Origin of the sequence: Bacillus capparidis, from assembly GCF_017832095.1 — a bacterium.
In the GTDB taxonomy this organism is placed as follows: Bacteria; Bacillota; Bacilli; order Bacillales; family Bacillaceae; genus Bacillus; species Bacillus gobiensis.
This window is the reverse complement of sequence record NZ_JAFDST010000001.1, coordinates 670,898-688,438: the sequence shown is the minus strand read 5'-3', so window position 1 is coordinate 688,438 and position 17,541 is coordinate 670,898. Positions and strand designations below refer to the sequence as shown.

Annotated in this window: 18 protein-coding genes and 4 pseudogenes; 18 read left to right on the top strand and 4 right to left on the bottom strand. The window is 37.6% G+C overall.

Features of this window, described 5'->3' with window-relative positions; all coding sequences use genetic code 11:
• Positions 1-81 precede the first annotated feature (81 nt).
• The 8 genes and pseudogenes from JOC74_RS03335 to JOC74_RS03305 form a co-directional block, all read left to right on the top strand.
• Positions 82-480, top strand: coding sequence for a MerR family transcriptional regulator (locus JOC74_RS03335; protein ID WP_053602959.1), 399 nt, complete (start codon positions 82-84; stop codon positions 478-480).
• Between the two features lie 86 nt (positions 481-566).
• Positions 567-680 (top strand): annotated as a pseudogene (locus JOC74_RS23330) (aldo/keto reductase); the annotation flags it as partial.
• A gap of 196 nt (positions 681-876) precedes the next feature.
• Positions 877-1,353: a MarR family winged helix-turn-helix transcriptional regulator gene (locus tag JOC74_RS03330; RefSeq protein ID WP_053602958.1), complete on the top strand. Its 477-nt coding sequence runs from the start codon at positions 877-879 to the stop codon at positions 1,351-1,353.
• 106 nt (positions 1,354-1,459) lie between these two features.
• Positions 1,460-2,662, top strand: a complete 1,203-nt coding sequence (locus JOC74_RS03325; RefSeq protein WP_053602957.1) for an ArsA family ATPase — start codon at positions 1,460-1,462, stop codon at positions 2,660-2,662.
• The gene (locus tag JOC74_RS03320; protein WP_053602956.1) at positions 2,659-2,898 is read left to right on the top strand and encodes a hypothetical protein; all 240 of its coding nucleotides are present in this window, start codon (positions 2,659-2,661) and stop codon (positions 2,896-2,898) included. Before JOC74_RS03325 ends, JOC74_RS03320 begins: the two co-directional genes overlap by 4 nt.
• 104 nt (positions 2,899-3,002) lie before the next feature.
• Positions 3,003-3,428, top strand: coding sequence for a DUF3995 domain-containing protein (locus tag JOC74_RS03315; protein ID WP_053602955.1), 426 nt, complete (start codon positions 3,003-3,005; stop codon positions 3,426-3,428).
• 417 nt (positions 3,429-3,845) lie between these two features.
• Positions 3,846-4,325, top strand: coding sequence for a pyridoxamine 5'-phosphate oxidase family protein (locus JOC74_RS03310; protein ID WP_053602954.1), 480 nt, complete (start codon positions 3,846-3,848; stop codon positions 4,323-4,325).
• Between the two features lie 281 nt (positions 4,326-4,606).
• Positions 4,607-5,196, top strand: a pseudogene (locus JOC74_RS03305) (Tn3 family transposase); the annotation flags it as partial.
• 149 nt (positions 5,197-5,345) lie between these two features.
• Here the strand turns inward: JOC74_RS03305 and JOC74_RS03300 are convergent.
• Positions 5,346-6,158 carry a DUF899 domain-containing protein gene (locus JOC74_RS03300; protein ID WP_053602952.1) on the bottom strand — a complete coding sequence of 271 codons (813 nt, stop codon included), beginning with the start codon at positions 6,156-6,158 and terminating at the stop codon, positions 5,346-5,348.
• Positions 6,159-6,247: 89 nt separating this feature from the next.
• Between JOC74_RS03300 and JOC74_RS03295 the strand changes: the two are divergent.
• Positions 6,248-6,427: pseudogene (locus tag JOC74_RS03295) on the top strand (recombinase family protein); the annotation flags it as partial.
• 292 nt (positions 6,428-6,719) lie between these two features.
• Here JOC74_RS03295 and JOC74_RS24060 read toward each other — a convergent pair.
• Both JOC74_RS24060 and JOC74_RS03280 read right to left on the bottom strand, forming a co-directional pair.
• Positions 6,720-7,255, bottom strand: a pseudogene (locus JOC74_RS24060) (NAD(P)-dependent oxidoreductase).
• A 520-nt stretch (positions 7,256-7,775) separates the two neighbouring features.
• Positions 7,776-8,333 carry a TetR/AcrR family transcriptional regulator gene (locus JOC74_RS03280; RefSeq protein WP_053602950.1) on the bottom strand — a complete coding sequence of 186 codons (558 nt, stop codon included), beginning with the start codon at positions 8,331-8,333 and terminating at the stop codon, positions 7,776-7,778.
• A 280-nt stretch (positions 8,334-8,613) separates the two neighbouring features.
• Here JOC74_RS03280 and JOC74_RS03275 point away from each other — a divergent pair, with 280 nt between their 5' ends.
• Positions 8,614-9,453: an oxidoreductase gene (locus JOC74_RS03275; RefSeq protein ID WP_053602949.1), complete on the top strand. Its 840-nt coding sequence runs from the start codon at positions 8,614-8,616 to the stop codon at positions 9,451-9,453.
• 417 nt (positions 9,454-9,870) lie between these two features.
• Here the strand turns inward: JOC74_RS03275 and JOC74_RS03270 are convergent, their stop codons facing one another.
• Complete coding sequence (locus JOC74_RS03270) at positions 9,871-10,797, bottom strand: DUF2268 domain-containing putative Zn-dependent protease (RefSeq protein WP_053602948.1); 927 nt, start codon at positions 10,795-10,797, stop codon at positions 9,871-9,873.
• Positions 10,798-11,011: 214 nt separating this feature from the next.
• Here JOC74_RS03270 and JOC74_RS23315 point away from each other — a divergent pair, with 214 nt between their 5' ends.
• The 8 genes from JOC74_RS23315 (at position 11,012) to JOC74_RS03230 (ending at position 17,459) form a co-directional block, all read left to right on the top strand.
• Positions 11,012-11,182 (top strand): tyrosine-type recombinase/integrase, encoded by a 171-nt coding sequence (locus JOC74_RS23315; RefSeq protein ID WP_225970333.1) that lies wholly within the window; start codon positions 11,012-11,014, stop codon positions 11,180-11,182.
• Between the two features lie 275 nt (positions 11,183-11,457).
• Positions 11,458-12,303 (top strand): tyrosine-type recombinase/integrase, encoded by an 846-nt coding sequence (locus JOC74_RS03260; protein ID WP_053602947.1) that lies wholly within the window; start codon positions 11,458-11,460, stop codon positions 12,301-12,303.
• A 37-nt stretch (positions 12,304-12,340) separates the two neighbouring features.
• Entirely contained in the window at positions 12,341-12,862 is a 522-nt protein-coding gene (locus tag JOC74_RS03255) for a GrpB family protein (RefSeq protein WP_053602946.1), read from the top strand.
• A gap of 81 nt (positions 12,863-12,943) precedes the next feature.
• Complete coding sequence (locus JOC74_RS03250; protein WP_053602945.1) at positions 12,944-13,393, top strand: MarR family winged helix-turn-helix transcriptional regulator; 450 nt, start codon at positions 12,944-12,946, stop codon at positions 13,391-13,393.
• A gap of 58 nt (positions 13,394-13,451) precedes the next feature.
• Positions 13,452-14,516 carry an NAD(P)-binding domain-containing protein gene (locus tag JOC74_RS03245; RefSeq protein WP_053602944.1) on the top strand — a complete coding sequence of 355 codons (1,065 nt, stop codon included), beginning with the start codon at positions 13,452-13,454 and terminating at the stop codon, positions 14,514-14,516.
• Positions 14,517-14,569: 53 nt separating this feature from the next.
• On the top strand, positions 14,570-15,874 hold the full coding sequence (locus JOC74_RS03240; RefSeq protein ID WP_053602943.1) for an NAD(P)-binding domain-containing protein: 1,305 nt from the start codon (positions 14,570-14,572) through the stop codon (positions 15,872-15,874).
• Positions 15,875-15,955: 81 nt separating this feature from the next.
• A complete protein-coding gene (locus tag JOC74_RS03235) occupies positions 15,956-16,159 on the top strand; it encodes a hypothetical protein (RefSeq protein WP_053602942.1) in 204 nt (67 codons plus the stop codon).
• A 40-nt stretch (positions 16,160-16,199) separates the two neighbouring features.
• A complete protein-coding gene (locus JOC74_RS03230) occupies positions 16,200-17,459 on the top strand; it encodes an MFS transporter (protein WP_082363781.1) in 1,260 nt (419 codons plus the stop codon).
• Positions 17,460-17,541 lie beyond the last annotated feature (82 nt).

The following is a 17,541-nucleotide window of genomic DNA, read 5'->3' as shown; positions in this document are numbered from 1 at the left end:
TTAGTATAATGTATAATAACATTATTCGCTTAAAGTCCGCTTTAAGTGTATCTAATTAGTACATAAAACGAGGTGGGTACCATGACTTATTCAATTGGAGAATTTGCCAAAATCGTCGGGGTAACAACGAGTACGCTGAGATATTATGAAAAGGAAGGGTTACTTACTCCTCATCGAAATGAAAATAATTTACGAGAATTTACTGATCATGATATCCGCTGGGTTCAATTTTTGCTCCATCTGAAAGGTTCAGGAATGTCGATGACAGAGCTAAAACAATATACCAAATGGCGTGCAATGGGTGAAGCAACGATTCCTGAAAGGTTGGATTTACTTGAAAAGCGTAAGCGTCTCGTGGAACAAGAGATGCTAGCTTTGCAACAAAACCTGGATATTTTGAATCGAAAGGTTGAATTCTATGAAGATCAGTTAAAAGGGAATAAATATGAATTCGTCCTTTATCCAAATGAAGAAGTATAATACTAGCATTTGAGGCGAGAGAGACTTTTTAATAAATGAAAAGTTTTCTCTCAGCCTCTTTTTATTTGACTTATAGGCAGCTATGCGTTTATAAAGCCCTTCTGGCAGGCTATCGTCTGATTGATACCACTGCCGCTTATCAAAATGAAGAAACGGTTTGCAGAGCAATCAAACGGAGTGGCGTCCCAAGAAAGAGAATATTGTTCATATAGAGTCCTGGGCGTCTTTCGCTGAAGGAAAAACCCTAACAGAACTTTTTTCACTGAATATAACCCAAAAATGACGCAGAAAACTTATTCTAGACATAATTATTCATCCGTTAATTACACTTGACATAAGTACGATATCGTATTAAAATAATAGCAGGGAAATTATTATAGTACATTGGAGACGCATATGAATCAGTTATTATCTCTCTTTCTGAAAAATTGGATGAAACCACTACTCATTGATCAAGAGATCGATGAGACTTTGAAGAAAGTGACACGTTCCGAATTGATTGCACTCATTATATTAAAACAAAGAGGAGAAGCAACGATGTCCCAGTTAGCGTCCGAAATGGGACTTCAAAAAAGTACGCTCACAAATATCAGACAACGCTTAACAAAGCATGGACTGATTCAACACTATCGTGATGCAAATGATCAACGTATCATTCGGATCAGTCTAACAGAAGATGGTGAAGAGTTCGCGGACCGTGTGCTTGAAACGATGAGTCGTGTGCTTCAAAAAATAAAAGATGCTCTTACTTCGGATGAACTGGAGCAACTAATTAATTTGCTACTCAAAGTAGCAAAAGTGGTTCAAACAACAGAACAGGAACAGAAAGATGAGCATACTACATTTAAACGCATTAAAATCGAAGATGAGTAACTTGGAAAACCCCAAGTTTCTCTTTTGTAGAAATAGTACGATATCGAACCAATTTCCCCGAGTAATCAATAGGTTTTCGATTTCCATTCATGCAGGAGGTTATTTCATGAGAATTATCATTTATACAGGAAAAGGCGGAGTAGGAAAAACGAGTATTGCAGCGGCAACAGGGGCACGTTTGGCGTCAGAAGGGTTGCGAACATTAGTGATGAGTACAGATGCCGCGCATAATTTAACGGATGCATTTCAAGTTCCACTCGGACCAGATCCTACCCCTATTTCCGAATACCTTTGGGGACAAGAAGTAGATAACTTATTGGAGACGGAGCGAAACTGGGGCGTCGTTCAGGCGTGGTTTGGTCGAGTCATCGAATGGTCAGACCTCAAAGATATCAATAAAGAGGAAATGATCAATTTTCCTGGCATGGAAGAGTTATTCAGTCTTTTGAAAATCCTCGAACACGTGGAAAGCGGTAAATATGATGTCTTGATTGTTGATTGTGCTCCTACTGGAGAAACCCTTCGACTATTAAGCTATCCAAATGTTCTAACCTGGTGGTTGGAAAAAATATTTCCTCACCAACGTCGCTTAGTAAAACTAGCTCGACCAGTAGCAAGAATTGTAACTGGTGGATTAGAACTGCCTGATAACAAAGTGATGGACAATATCGAGGAATTATTCCGACGAGTCATTGAGGTTCAGAGTTTGTTATTAGATCACTCGATCACCTCAGTCCGAATTGTTCTCAATCCCGAGAAAATGGTTATTTCAGAGGCAAGACGATCATTTACCTATTTAAATTTATATGGATTTAATACAGATGCCATTATTGTGAACCGTGTCTTACCGGTAGATGCTGATGTTGGTTATCTGGCAGAGTGGAAAACGAGAAATATTCAATATGAAGAAGAGATAACCAATAACTTTCAACCGATTCCGATTTTACGAGTACCGCTTATGAGTTCTGAAGTGTCAGGATTACGAGCATTAATAGATTTAGCAGAAGTTGCATTTGGAGAAAGAAAATTAGAAGAAATATTCTATGTCGGAAAAGTAGAGGAAGTCAAGCAAGAACAAGATGGGTTTATCCTCTATCTCACTCTCCCCTTTGTCAGTGGAAAAGATCTAGATGTAACACAACGTGGAGATGAACTAACGATTAAAGTAGGAGCCTATCGAAGAAAAGTTACGTTGCCACGTTCGTTGACAGGAAGACCGATTTTAAGTGCACGTTTTGTTGAGGAACGATTACGTATATGTTTTGGTGAGCGTGTATCTACTTCGAAAGATGAGGAGGGTATTTCATGATTCAAAAAGAGACAGTTCATCGCTTGATTGATCAATTGTTTGAGATTCGTGAAACATTCCCAGGAAAGATGATCCCCCAGGAAGCGCAACAGCATTTTCAAAAGGCAAAGAAAGAAAGATTACTGGGACTACAAGTTTTGATAGCCCATTCGATTCTAGAAATAGAGAAAGATGAAAAGAAACAACCCAAAGATCAACAAGTGCCACAAGGGAAAAAAATCGATATTGAGTATTAATGAACTCGATTTTTTATACTTATTATATAATAAGTAAATTTCTTCAAGTGTTTTTGTGCGAGTCAAGACGAATTGTAATTGGATATCATCAGGAGGGATCATTGATGACCTTGTTTCTTATTTTTTCATCTGCTGTTATATTGATTTTCATTAGTCTTCTTCATGTTTATTGGGCATTTGGAGGAAGATGGGGAACCAGTGCTACTTTTCCGGTGAAAGAAGATGGAGCAAGTACTGAAATTGTTCCTCCTACGTTACTTACATTAATAGTCGCCTTTTTTATCCTGTTTTTTTCTATTATTCTATTGGCTCAAAGTGGGTATTTACCTTTTTATCATGCAGATACATTGACAAAATGGGGAAGTGTACTCATTGCTTCGATATTTACTTTACGGGCAATCGGTGACTTTAACTATGTAGGTATCTTTAAAAGATTCAAAGGAACCCATTTTTCCAAATATGATACATGGATGTATATTCCACTTTTCCTATATTTGGCGATCTCTTTTGTTGTAGCTGTTATCGTATGATTTGTGCAGTTTAAGTAAGCGTAATGTTATGAATCCTCTTACTGTCTAAAAGCACTTCCTAAGAAAAAGATAATATCATTAAAACCTAAAAGACGGCAAATGCCATAGTCGTAAATGCCATTTTGAAGGGGAGTCTGGCTGAAGTATGGGGTGAAGGGGGTGAAACCACCTATCTTGCACACCGGATTCTAAAAACATCCGGCTTTCAAGGTGACGTGTCATTGATTAGCAAAAACAAGGATATTTTGCTGTTTTCACTAAAAGCTCCGTAAATAAAAGGGAAAGCAGCATGAAAGTGTGTATCAAAATTAGTGATAAAGTATGGAATATTGTCACAGGTGACTTTTACCGCTTAAATGGGTAAATGTTTTGCTATATATCCTATTAACTTTATATGAAGAAAAGAGGGAATAAAAAATGCAGCCATTCGATCACTGGAATACTTGGAGAGATCTTGCTTCTAAGTCATTTGGCTTCTCATTTGCCACTGTAAACCCAGATGGAACTCCACATGTTACTCCAATTGGGTCACTAATACTTAGCGAAGACGAGCCAAAAGGCGTATATTTTCAAATTTTTACTTCACAAATGACGCAAAACCTTGAACATAATAATCGAGTCTGTATTCTAGCTGTTCACAGTAGTAAATGGTTTTTGATACGATCGGTTCTTTCTGGAAAATTCAAAACGCCTCCAGGAGTACGATTGTCAGGAACTGTTGGAGAAAAACGGATCGCAACTGAGGATGAGATTCAATCTTTAAAGAAGAATTTAGGATTGTTAGGGCGTACTTTAAAAGTTGGACCCGGCGGTCTTAACATTAAGTATGTTCAGGATATTCATTTTGACTCCGTTAAACCAGTTTTAGTTGGAAAAATGACCAGAGGGCTCTTTTAAAAGGGTTTTTGACTTTGTGTGGTCAGTAGCTTTACAATTCTAGAGCCTGTTGTATTAATCTTCACAATTAAATCGAAAAATCAGCCTCCGTGGTTATGATGAAAGTACGACGAAACAACAACCCACGCAAGCGGATATCATGAGTCGAAGAACTATCCCCGTATGGGAGTAAGGCACATGCCTATCAAAACTAAAAACAAAATAGTTTCTTAAAAAAAAGGATATTCTTTCTTTAGGATTAAAAAAGGTAGGATGGCGTTTTTCCTGTGAAGGTAACCACTAAAGAAGATGTGGGAATGCAAGAGTTATATCCAAATTTACAGCCTGTGCTAACTCGACCAATCAATTGGAGCTTAATTGAACAGCAATATGATCAAATGATTAAGTATGCGACAGCCTTACGGTTAGGTATGGCTGAAACAGAGGCGGTTCACAAACGTTTTACTCGTAAAAGTGGACACCCAACATATCGAGCACTTGCTGAGCTGGGGAGAGCAATCAAAACCATTTTTCTGTGTGAATATTTATCATCAGAAGAAATACGAAGAGAGATTCATGAGGGATTAAATGTAGTTGAAAACTGGAACTCTGCTAATAGCTTCATTTTTTATGGAAAAGTAGGAGAAATCCAAACAAATCGCATGGAGGACAAAGAGATTGCTGTACTAGCTCTGCACCTTCTCCAAAACTGTTTGGTATTAATTAATACATTGATGATTCAAGAAGTGCTACTGGAACAAAACCTTTACTGCAAAAACTAGTCTCAGAGGATTTTAGAGCCTTAACGCCACTGATTTATGCACATGTGAATCCGTATGGGACATTCAAGTTAAATATGCAGGAGCGTCTGGCGATCCAGAGAACTTCTTGAAACTTCTAGAAGGGGTAGTGTCAATACCACCAGCAAAATGCGAATTTACAACGTTAGGAAATTACAATATTAAAAATCCCAATTTCTCAATTTAATGCTGAGAAATCGGATTTTTCTTTATATTAATAGATATTGTTAAACAGCATTGATTACAAGTCGTCATTTCTTGAATGGCAACAGGAGTCCGACTCCTCAGAGTGATCATATTCGTCATGACGGCGGAGCCATGTCTTGCCGTTGCCGTCACTGCGTCCAGGTGGCTGTTCCCAGTCCTCCTGCCTGCCAAGAGCTGTTAAATCGAGGTAGTTGAAGATACCAAGTAGCGGGTCAGTTCCACGGGCGTAAGTCGTATACGTGTGAAAAATTCTTTCGCCATCGCGAAGAAAGGTGCTCACGCCAGGCACTTCCATCGACTGTCCGGAATCAATGGGTACGCCCTTCTGAACAAGCTCATCCTTGGTCAAATAGTTGTATTCAATTGGGGCGACGGATTCGTCCAGTGTAACGTGAAAGTCATAGTTAAAGTCGCTACCGTAGGACGAGTACCAAGGAATATTCCAACCCATGCGTTCCTTGTAGCGCTGGAGCTTGGAAAGTGGAGCACGGGATACCAATGCCAGCGACGTATTACGTGCATGCAAGTGGGCGAGGTGGCCGATGTTGTCCGCAGCCAGTGAGCAAGCTGGACAACCTGCTTCCCAATCAGGAGCGAACATGAAGTGATGCACGATTAGTTGAGGACGCCCTTCAAACAGATCAAGCAGACGGGTCTTACCATTCGGACCACCTAAGACATAGTCCTTATCAATCTCTACCATTGGGAGTCGGCGACGTTCGGCATTCAGCGAATCCCGCGCCTTAGTAAATTCCTTCTCTTTAGCCAGCAGTTCCTTACGAGCCACAAGCCATTCGTCACGTGACACGACATTTGGTAGTTGCAGATGATTTTGCGTTTTTTTCATATCATCTCTCCATTCTTTGTTTTCTTAAGCTTATCACACACAATTGTTATGGACTTATTCTCGATTGCTAAAACAATTCCTTTAAAGATCGAAGAGGTCTTTATCAACTTTTTGATATGCTCAGGAATGGGGATACAGTTGTAATGGAGAGTATTTCCCGTTTAGGACGTAAAACATTGGATATCCTCAACATTATTCAACAGTTGGAAGAGACCGGAGTGCAATTCATTTCTTTAAACGAAAATATGGATACTAGAACCTCTACAGGGGGTCCTGCCGACAAAACGCGGATATTATACGTTAATACATTCGCTAAAACTTGTTCCACCTCTGGAGCGAGTAAAATTTTCTCTTAGTGCTAACTGACCTACCATACCCGTTACACCATATAAAATGACTTTCATAACTGACATCCTTTCTTTGCAAAGCCGACTCTTATTTAAAGAATAGCGTTTAAATCTTGATTAAATGATAAAGGCTTGTATTAAGTTATTTATTGTTGTACATAAACTGATTCATTGATATAACGATTTTTTTCTAAATTACTTATCATAAACTCAGCTAAATCAGCTCTACTAAGTTTCCCAAAAATCGATTTCCCTTTATAATCACCGTACCGTGTCGGTAGGTACCTGTTGGCGATCCAAAAGTTAGCGTTGGTGGTTGGATAATTGTATAAACTAAACCTGAATTTCGAGTTAATTGGTCTTGTGCTTCCTTTGACTTAAATCCTGCATAAGCCAACAAGCGAACGCCTTGCATTGTGACCTTCATGAGCGGATTTAATTTACGACGACTAATGGAGCTTGTACCAAACCCAGTCAAAATCTCTACTCTTTTGACGTTTTGTCGTTTCATTGCCATTATTATGGCTTCAGTTGGTTGTACGACATGATAGCGGCTTCGCTTCCTTTTAGTGTTAAATCGAGGCTATACGGATCATCATATTCCACACTCATTGCTCTGATATTTGGATTTGGATTTTTAATTCGATTATGGTCTCGGCTAACCGCAATGACCTGGTGCCCTCGTTTAATCGCTTCATCAATTAGATATTGTCCTACACTGCCACTAGCGCCAAAAATTGTGATTTGCATTATTTAATCCTACTTTCGATTTAAAATAAGTTACGAAAGTCCCTTCTTTAAATCCTCCAAATATTGGCTTTGTTGACTTCTGAAAATCGATTAATCAAAAGTTGTACGACCTTGCCAGCGTGTGAATGGAATTCTTCACGGATTTCCAGTGTAGGTGTCCCATCAGTTTGTGGAGTCAAAATAAACATTCGTTTTCCATGACCATCAATATGACTAAGTGTCAACTCTCTTCGTACATTTACTTGCTCATGAATGATTTTATATTCAGTAGCATATCCCGTTTGAGAACTAACCTCACTATAAGAATTATTCGATAATATACTTGCAGATTTAACATTAGAACGCCATGAGTAATCAGCTGGATGTCGAAAATTAATTTACACACATCTTTTTACGATCGAGTTAACGAACACCCTGCCCGACCATACCAGTTACTCCAAATAGAATAATTCTCATAGTTGCGCCCCTCACAATCTAACTCAGATATCGCTCAACCTCGTTATTGTTTACAAAAGTGGTGTTAGATCTTTATTGCTTTCCAGCATGATTCAATGGTTTGTTGTATTTCTACTTCACCCAAAGGGTATTTATTATTTAGAAATCCTCTAATAACGGATAAAATCAAGCCTGTTACAATCTGACAACACATCATTAAATTCATTTCTCTAATGATCCCTTGTTTTTGCCCTTCAAGGATAATAGTAAAAAATTCGTTCATTGTCGGAACAGGCTTATTACGAATTTCTTCAGAAATATAGGGCGAATGGGAATAGTTTTCAAGAAATTGTATTTCTTTTGGATAATTGATTGCAAATTCAGCCATTTTCTTTAAGAAAAATTTGAACTTTTCATATAAGGTTTCATTAACGTCATAATTTTCAATGACAAAATTAGACATGTGTGTGCCAATTTCTTTGTATAATTCATTGACCAGCTCTTCTTTATTATTGAAATAATTATAGACTGTTCCAGAACCTACCTTTGCATGTTTAAAAATCTTAGCAAAGGTAACTGATTGTAAACCTTCGACTGTAATTAAATCAAGAGTAGCCATTAAAATATCTTCACGTTTCCCCATTAGAATTACCTCCACACCAATGGAATTTTTATTCAACTTAATAATATTTCTTTTTAGTTTACAAATCAACCGCTAAATATTAAAATTCCAAAGTACTATAAATTACTAGGGGATAATAACCTATTTAACAACTAATAATAGCGATTCACATATTGTCAAACCGATAAAAAAGGATATCTCTTGGAATAAAAATTCAAATTATTATTGACACCAGTTTCATAGGGTTTATAATAAATTCGGAACATTTATTCCAAAATATCTTAAACTAGGAGGAGTAGAAATGAGAAAGAAAGTTGTCTTAATAACAGGAGCTTCATCAGGAATGGGTGAAGCTACTGCCATTCGTCTTAACAAAGCGGGCTATATTGTATATGCAAGCGCAAGAAGAATTGAGAGAATGAAACATCTAGAGGAACAAGGAATTCATATTTTGAAAATGGATGTAACAGATGATGTATCCATGGTACAAGCAATAGAAACAATTACAAATGAACAAGGGAATATTGATATAATTGTGAACAATGCAGGATATGGTTCTTATGGAGCTTTGGAAGATGTCCCAATGTCAGAAGCAAAATACCAATTTGAAGTAAATCTTTTTGGAATGGCAAGACTTACTCAATTAGTTTTACCTTATATGAGAAAAAATCATTTCGGAAAAATAGTAAACATATCTTCCATAGGGGGAAAAATATATGAGCCACTGGGTTCTTGGTACCATTCTTCCAAATACGCCGTAGAAGGATTAAGTGATTGCTTACGACTAGAAGTAAAAGATTTTGGTATCGATGTCATTGTTATTGAACCAGGTGGTATCAAAACAGAATGGGGGGGGATTGCAGGTGACAATCTTTTAAAAATATCTGGAAATACCGCCTATGGAGAACTAGCTAAAAAATACAGAAATTTCTTTAAAGATGGAACCGGTGGTTCAGAACCAGACCTAATTGCAAAAATCATCGAAAAATCAATTTCAGTTAAGAGACCTAAAACAAGATATGCCGCAGGCTTTGGAGCAAAACCATTCTTATTAATAAGGAAAATCTTATCAGATAGATTATATGATAGGTTCTGGATGTTCGTTGTGAATACCATTGCAAAGAATGCAAAAAGTAAATAAAACTTAGAAATACAAATGAATTTCCACATATAAATTCAAACACTTTATGACCTGCCCTAGCGAGTGCCTCCTTTTATAACAGGGGGTTCTGATGACCTTAAAGCTGTGTGTCCATCCGAAACCAAGGGATCTGGCGACGCATGGAGCAAAAAAGTATTTTATTGGAATGAGTGCATAATCCCAACTTATGACTTGGAAATCCCGTTGTCCCTTCGTGTGGGGAGGGGGAACCTGACTGCTTATTCCGTCTTTTAAGACCCTATTCGCAAATCTCGTCTTCATAATTGGATGTGATCCCCAAGTCCTTTGCGCTTAAACGGTTGATTTTATGGGCTTTCGTAATTCAGGTTAAATCGATTGATTCTATCGTAATAATGTAGGGTCCGGGCGGTAATTCCTGTTATTTGGACACTATCTTTAACAGCTAATAATGGTTTCTTCATCCCAAAATCCTTTTACTTCGTCTAGTATTTGAGCAGCAGGTGTTATTGTGGCCTCAAAGATCGTTCTTCCTGTTTTTCTTAAATAATATTGGATTAAATAATATCCGCAAGCGTAGCCAGCGCTATAAGGCATATTGACCGGTTTAAAGTTTTGAAGTTTTGCGATCTCGTCACCGTAAAGATACGGAGCAAATTTATCAAACCCAGTTAATTGCAATTGCTCTCTAAGCACAGGCTTTATGCGCCTGTTAAGTGTTTCTGCGTTTGTTTTCGTTACCCAAGGGCCAAGCAATTCTTCTCCAAACATGAACGTAGCATAGTTTTCAGCTAATCCTTCACTTACAATTAGTTCGCCCAAATTAACGGTGTGATCCCACTGAATAAATTGATATCGCACATTATGGTTGCATTCGTGCGCTAGCGCAGCCTTTATTCGAGGAATCGTGTACTCATTTGGCACAAGTGTACACATGATAAAACCAGGAATGCCCCCAAAGCCGCTATATCCTCCGTTTAATGTTAAGGAACGGCTTTCCGGATTCCCTAGTTGAATGGTAAACAAATATTCGGATACGGGGAGGCTTATTTCATGTTCTATAAATAGACGGAGGCTTTTCCTTACAGCGTGCTCACACTCTAACCAAAAAGAATCTGACGAAATCAACTCTACCTCAGGTGAAATCTGCTGGGTAATCTGATCAGGGGATCGGTTCATCATACTATTAAACGTAATAACGTCAAAACCATTCGCCTCTTCAGCTCTAAAAGGGATCTGTTGAATTTGCCATTGTTTCATAAAGGGAGCCATCATTTCGTTTCTGAATAATTCAAGCTTTTCCTCGGGCGAAGCTTGGGCAACTTTTTGATAAATATGATCTGAGCGCAGTGATTTTATATTCATTTCTCTCACTCCAAATAGTTTATAGTGATAATTATTCACTATGACCTAACATCATTGTCAAGTACTCTGAATCAAATACTCACGCTGACGCGATGAAGAAAAAGCATGCGGTCTATTTTTTTTAATCATCATGGAAGAAGAATTACACGGACCAGGGAATACGAAAGACTTTGGCAAAATATTCTGAGGACTGGTGCAAAATCTGTCGCCACACATGCTACGACATTTCCTGTTAACCAGGCTCAAAAAGCAGGGCATCGATGAGACGCTTATACAACCGTATTCCGGACATGAAAGCCTGAGGTCATTGGAAATCTATTCAAAACTTGCAATCACCGATGCCATGCAGGAATATAACGAGGTTATCAATAAATTCCCCATTTAATTACATTTGCTTTGCCCTTGGTGACAGCTACGCTGGTATTACCCCTACAAGAAGATGATGATCTCGCTGATTCATGCAGCATTGAAAACTCGTAGTGCTCAGATTCACTTAAATGCCCAGATTTTAATTCGACAAATATACTAGGTACTACTGTACTTTGTATATTTGTCGAAAAATATTAACATGCATCTAAATGAACAAACGTTCCTATTTCTTGTGAACTGTAGCGTTTTTAAGGTATAATTTTCTAAAACATAGGGTTGGGAGGAACTCTTATGCCTTACGGTTTTACGAAATACTTGGAATCAAAACTTTATTCAAATGAAACGATAAAATCATATATACCTGTCATAGAAACGTTCCATAAAATAGTGAATCAACAAAACGCAAGAGAACTTCTTCCTCATGAAATAAATCCTTCAGATATCAAACACTTTTTAGAATTCAACCGAAAAAATGGACATACAGATAGAACTATCAACAAGGAATTAAGTATTCTAAAGAAATACTTTGATTATTTATGGAGTATTGATAAAGTACCGGTTGATCCCACAGTGAAGTTGAAAAGAACGAAGATTCAAGATAATAAGACGATTGAATTGTCTTACGAACGTTTGTTAGAAATTAAACAAGATATTCTCAAACGAAATGATTATTCTACAAAACGAATCATTATTTACACTCTTTTCTTATACGGATTTAGGCTTTCTGATTTCCATATTAAAAAACAGGATATTGACTTTACAAAAGACGAGGCCCATCTCCATTTAGGAGAATTCACACTTATCTTAACGGGGGCAGAAGCTGAACTTTTTATGAGGTATTTTTGGGAAACATCTTTCACAGATAATGAATACGTTTTTACATCGACTACACATGATAATGTTACGATACCGATTTCTATAGACTCACTTAATAAACATCTTAGCGTTATAAGCAATCACTATCATTTGAGAAAAAAATTGAATATATATGACATCAGGAATTATTACGCCTATTATCTTTATGAAACATGCAGCATGTCTCTACAGGATGTTGCAGACAGATTAAGAATTAAAAAAGGGAGTGCAGCTTCTTTAGTTGAGATAAGCCAGAAGAGGATGACTAAGAGGCAGGCATAAATAAACATAATAAAATTAGTTTAAAAGGAGGCTCTAAATGAGAAAAGTTGAAGTGAAGCCATATAACGAGAAATGGCTTTCAATGTTTGAAGAAGAAGCCAATACATTGCATAAGATATTCGGACCCGAAATCATTGATATTCACCATATTGGCAGTACATCTGTAAATGGACTAAAGGCAAAGCCTATCATCGACATAATGCCAGTGGTTAGAGATATTAACCAGATCGATAGTTTTAACAAAACAATGGTCGCTATTGGTTATGAGCCAAAAGGAGAAAACGGGATTTTCCAACGTCGATATTTCCAAAAAGGAGGAGATAATCGAACACACCATGTCCACATTTATCAATTAGGCAATTCCGAAATTGATCGTCATCTTGCATTTCGCGATTACTTACGGGCACATCCAGATGCCACAAAAAAGTATGGAGACTTAAAAGAGGATCTATCCCAACGTTTTCCCTACACCATTGAATTATACATTAAAGGAAAAGAACAGCTAGTATTGGAGATCGAACAAAAAGCAGTACCGTGGTATCGAAGTTCTAGAGCGTAGATTAGATAATTTCATTATTGAAAATTTTAATTTGCAAAATGCAAATAATTAATATAAACTTACTGATGAGGTGAAAAGTCCATGGAAAACACACGTGAAATTTTTCAAACCATGACTCGACGATTTGGATTTCTCAATAAAAATTGTTGTTCAGTCGGAGGGCTGGATCTTTCATTAATACAAAGCCATATTCTCTATGAAATTGAACATCAACATAAACCTTCAATTCAACAGGTTGCAGAAGCATTAGGTACAGATATCACGACCTTTAGCCGACAAATCCAATCCTTAATCAAAATGAATTTAGTGAAAAAGACACCCGATCCGGATGACCGAAGAGTTCATATTCTCTCATTAACGACAGAAGGAACCTATATTGCTGCATCAATTGACCAACAAATTAATGCTTATTTAAATGAAATTTTCTCTCATATGAATGATTTTGAAAAAGAGACCGTCATTCGCTCTATCAAGCTGTTAAATGAAGCAATGGCAAAATCAAGTCGTTGCTGCACCTCTCCAGTGGGGTAATTCTTTTTTGAGTAATACTTGTATTTTGCAAATAATATTATTAAAAGGTGTGATTCTCGTGAACGAACCTTGGGATACCATTGTAATCGGGGGAGGGCAAGCAGGCCTTGCTTCCGGGTACTATTTACAAAAGCAAGGAATGAAATTTTTGATACTGGAAGCAAATGAGCAGGCTATCGGTTCCTGGCCTCATTATTACGACAGTCTAAAACTTTTTTCGCCAGCACGTTTATCATCGTTGCCAGGTATGAGGATACCTGGTGAAAGATCTCATTATCCATTGAGAAATGAAGTGATTCGTTATTTAAAGGACTATGCCAAAACGTTTCAATTACCTATCCGAACAAACCAACGGGTCGTAAGCGTGGAGAAAAACGATAATAGTTTTACGGTTCGTACGTTAACAGATGACATATATCAAACACGAACGATCATAAATGCGACAGGCTCTTTCCACAATCCATTTATGCCGGAAATGAAGGGAAGTGAAGTATTTCAGGGAGAAATCCTCCATTCTTCAGCGTATCGAAATCCAGATCAGTACAAACTTCAAAGAGTGGTGGTTGTTGGACGTGGTAATTCTGCTGTTCAAATTGCGATAGAGCTTTCCGAAAGCAGCTTTACTTCTTTAGCAGTTCTTCAGCCCGTTCAACTTGTAAATCAAAAAGTATTGGGGATTGATTTGCATTTTTGGTTCAGGGCAATCGGTTTAGACACCTTTCCATTCTGGCGATTTGGTAAAGAGGTTCCCATTCCGAGCTCCGTTGCCGATTTAGGTGATTATAAAGCAAGATTAGAAGCTGGAAAACCTGATCAACGAGAAATGTTCACTGCTTTTTACTCTGATGGTATTATCTGGCCGGACGGAACGAAAGAACCAGTAGATACAGTTATCTTTGCAACTGGGTATCGACCCAATTTTCCCTTCTTAAATCCTATCGGGGCGCTAGACGCTGAAGGGAAACCTTTACAGATAGCAGGCATCAGTACATCTGTTCCCGGCATTTACTATGTCGGTTTGGAAGGTCAGCGTTCATTTGCTTCTGCTACATTAAGGGGGGTGGGGCCAGACGCTCAATTTGTTGTGAGAAAGCTTCTGATTTATCTAAAGAAAATTTATTAAGTGAAATAATTCGAATTTTCTTATAAAAACATATTACAAAGGGAGAGATTTTCATGTCTGCAAATTTACCTACTGTCATAATTGGTGCTGGACCAGTAGGCCTGGCAGCAGCAGCTCATTTAAATAAGTATGGTCAAAGTTATTTAATTCTTGAGAAAGGTTCTAAAGCAGGTAGTAACATCCTTGAATGGGGGCACGTTCAATTGTTTTCCCCTTGGGAATTTAATATCGATCAAGCTGCAAAAGAATTGTTACTTCAAACAGAGTGGAAAGAGCCAGAAGCCAGCAAATTACCTAAAGGAATCGAGTTAGTAAATGAATATTTAAAACCCTTAGCAAACCTGCCGCAATTAAAAGAAAATATCATCTATCATGCAGAAGTAACAGCTATCACGAAAAAGAACATGGATAAAATCAAATCAGCTCTTCGTGATGAAGCTCCATTTGTTATCTATGCTAATGTAAATGGAATAACAAAAAAATTCGAGGCAAAAGCAGTTATCGATGCTAGTGGCACTTGGAATCATCCGAATCCACCATTTGCAGATGGTATTTGGAGAAACGAAGAACTTAAGAAAAAGGTTCATACGAACATTCCAAATGTTAAACGTAAAACAGAGCTATTCAAAAACAAACATGTTGCTGTTATCGGCAGTGGGCACTCTGCTTTAAACACGTTAATCGATCTTACAGAATTAATAGAGGAGTATCCAGATACAAAAATATCTTGGATTATACGGAAACAACAAGTACAAGAGGCATTCGGTGGAGAAGAAAATGATGAATTAGCAGCAAGAGGAGCACTAGGTTCCAAAACCCACCAAATTGTAGATAATGGCCTTGTAACAGTATTCACAGGATTTAACGTGGAAGAAATAATCGAACTAGATGGTGTTTTTACAATTGAGAGCAGTAAAGGTGTTTCTGTAAGTGAAATTGATGAAATCATTGTCAACACAGGGGCAAGACCAAATTTCACCTTCTTAAAAGAACTAAGAATTGATGTAGATCCGATAGTAGAGAGTACGACAAAACTTGCTCCACTTATTGATCCAAACCTTCATAGCTGTGGAACAGTCCGTCCTCACGGAGAAAAAGAATTGCGTCAACCGGAACAAAATTTTTACATTACAGGTGTAAAAAGTTATGGGCGAGCTCCAACATTCTTAATGGCCACAGGATACGAACAAGTCCGATCCATTGCTGCCTATATTTCAGGTGATATCGAAGAAGCTACAAAAGTGAACCTGCAGTTACCAGAAACAGGAGTATGCCGTGCTAATCCCACACCAAAACAATTACAAATTATTGGAATAAACGATGGAAGTAGTTGCTGTGGAAGCAACAGCAGTTGCTAAATATTCAAAATAGAGAGGAAGTTGTCCTCTCTATCTTCAGCAGATAATGTTAAAAAATTAGGATGGAAAGAAGGGTGTACATTGATTATTAACAGTGCTGGAGCTTTAAGGAAAGAATATTTTATTTCCTATTTGAAATTAATCATGAATGCAAGACAATGCTCTGTAGATGAAGCTAAGAACGTTACTATGAAGCGTTTATTTCAAAATAATTCTCTAAGTCTAGGGATGTTTAGTTACAGGCAGTTCCTACTAGCATATGAGGAATTAAAAGAAACCATTTAGAACCGGCATAAGTATTTACCTGAGAGAAGGTGGAAGGATCGTGTCAGAAAGGAATAATAACAAGGTTATTTCAATTGTTGCCATCGTTACCGCATTAAGCCTGCTTGGGGATTCGATGTTATATATTATCTTGCCATTATACTGGGAGCACGCAGGACTCGACTCCATATGGCAAGTTGGAATACTGCTCTCCATTAACCGATTTATAAGATTACCAATAAATCCTTTGGTAGGTTGGATCTATAAAAAGATTTCATTAAGAACCGGTCTTACAATCGCCTTAACAATCGGTGCGATTACTACACTAGGTTATGGTTTTTTCAATGGATTTATCGCTTGGGTTATTTTAAGAGGAATATGGGGGATTGCTTGGTCATTTTTTCGAATGGGTGGCCTCACTAGTGTCGCGTACTATGCTGAAAAGGGACATCGGGGAAAAGCTATGGGAACCTATAATGGCTTGTCCCGTTTAGGAAGTTTATTTGGAATGATTTTAGGAGGCATCTTCGTTCCCATTGTTGGATTAGATATTGTTGCAAGCATTTTCGGTGTCTTAACATTGGTCGGCATTCCTATTATTCTTAAAACACTAAAACAAGATTATACTGACCAAAGATTTACCGATTCAGACACGTCAAAGCATTTTACCAAGCCTTCATACATGAAATACAAAGTTATATTAATTAGCATTAGTGGTTTTTTTATTACGCTCTTAATCCAAGGCGTTTTTACATCAACACTTAGCTCAGTAATCGAGAATCATTATGGTATTCATGTTTCCTTTTTTGACCTGGTCTTAAGTGCAGCCTTATTATCTGGAGTAATTCAAGCTGTGCGATGGATATGGGAACCTTTCTTAAGCAGAAGTGTTGGGATGTATTCAGACGGTCCATCAGGAAGAGTACCACTTTATATTCTATCTCTTACATATTCAGGTCTGCTATTTGGATTCATATCTTTTGACTTCCCTTTATTTTTTTGGATTATCGTCATCTTACTCGTGATGGCAGGGGCTACAGCCATCTCTACATTAACAGATGCTATCGCGTTAGATACAGCAAGTAAATCGAACGTAGTTTCTTTTCTCACCATCTATTCAATCATTCAAGATGTCGGAGCAGCTCTAGGTCCGTTTATTAGTTATATGGTCATCGAGTTAAATCACGGATACACCTATCTTTATTGGGGAGGAACAGCTGTTTTAATTCTTATTGCATTCGTTTGGACAGGATTCTATTTTTATGAGAATTCGTACTTAGTAAAGCCTTATCGTGCTAAGAACACTTCAAAATCTGATTGATTGGATTATAACATATTGACTCTGCTGTTATTAAACTCCTTGCTGGGTATTTTCGGATTTTAGCATCTTTGTAAAAAAAGGT

Bases quoted from the DNA above. Each gene is read 5' to 3' on its own strand.
- JOC74_RS03315 (WP_053602955.1), top strand. From the start codon at position 3,003: ATGACCTTGTTTCTTATTTTTTCATCTGCTGTTATATTGATTTTCATT.
- JOC74_RS03260 (WP_053602947.1), top strand. From the start codon at position 11,458: ATGCCTTACGGTTTTACGAAATACTTGGAATCAAAACTTTATTCAAAT.
- JOC74_RS03330 (WP_053602958.1), top strand. From the start codon at position 877: ATGAATCAGTTATTATCTCTCTTTCTGAAAAATTGGATGAAACCACTA.
- JOC74_RS03275 (WP_053602949.1), top strand. From the start codon at position 8,614: ATGAGAAAGAAAGTTGTCTTAATAACAGGAGCTTCATCAGGAATGGGT.
- JOC74_RS03325 (WP_053602957.1), top strand. From the start codon at position 1,460: ATGAGAATTATCATTTATACAGGAAAAGGCGGAGTAGGAAAAACGAGT.
- JOC74_RS03280 (WP_053602950.1), bottom strand. From the start codon at position 8,333: ATGGGGAAACGTGAAGATATTTTAATGGCTACTCTTGATTTAATTACA.
- JOC74_RS23315 (WP_225970333.1), top strand. From the start codon at position 11,012: ATGCTACGACATTTCCTGTTAACCAGGCTCAAAAAGCAGGGCATCGAT.
- JOC74_RS03310 (WP_053602954.1), top strand. From the start codon at position 3,846: ATGCAGCCATTCGATCACTGGAATACTTGGAGAGATCTTGCTTCTAAG.
- JOC74_RS03320 (WP_053602956.1), top strand. From the start codon at position 2,659: ATGATTCAAAAAGAGACAGTTCATCGCTTGATTGATCAATTGTTTGAG.
- JOC74_RS03270 (WP_053602948.1), bottom strand. From the start codon at position 10,797: ATGAATATAAAATCACTGCGCTCAGATCATATTTATCAAAAAGTTGCC.
- JOC74_RS03300 (WP_053602952.1), bottom strand. From the start codon at position 6,158: ATGAAAAAAACGCAAAATCATCTGCAACTACCAAATGTCGTGTCACGT.
- JOC74_RS03240 (WP_053602943.1), top strand. From the start codon at position 14,570: ATGTCTGCAAATTTACCTACTGTCATAATTGGTGCTGGACCAGTAGGC.
- JOC74_RS03255 (WP_053602946.1), top strand. From the start codon at position 12,341: ATGAGAAAAGTTGAAGTGAAGCCATATAACGAGAAATGGCTTTCAATG.
- JOC74_RS03335 (WP_053602959.1), top strand. From the start codon at position 82: ATGACTTATTCAATTGGAGAATTTGCCAAAATCGTCGGGGTAACAACG.
- JOC74_RS03250 (WP_053602945.1), top strand. From the start codon at position 12,944: ATGGAAAACACACGTGAAATTTTTCAAACCATGACTCGACGATTTGGA.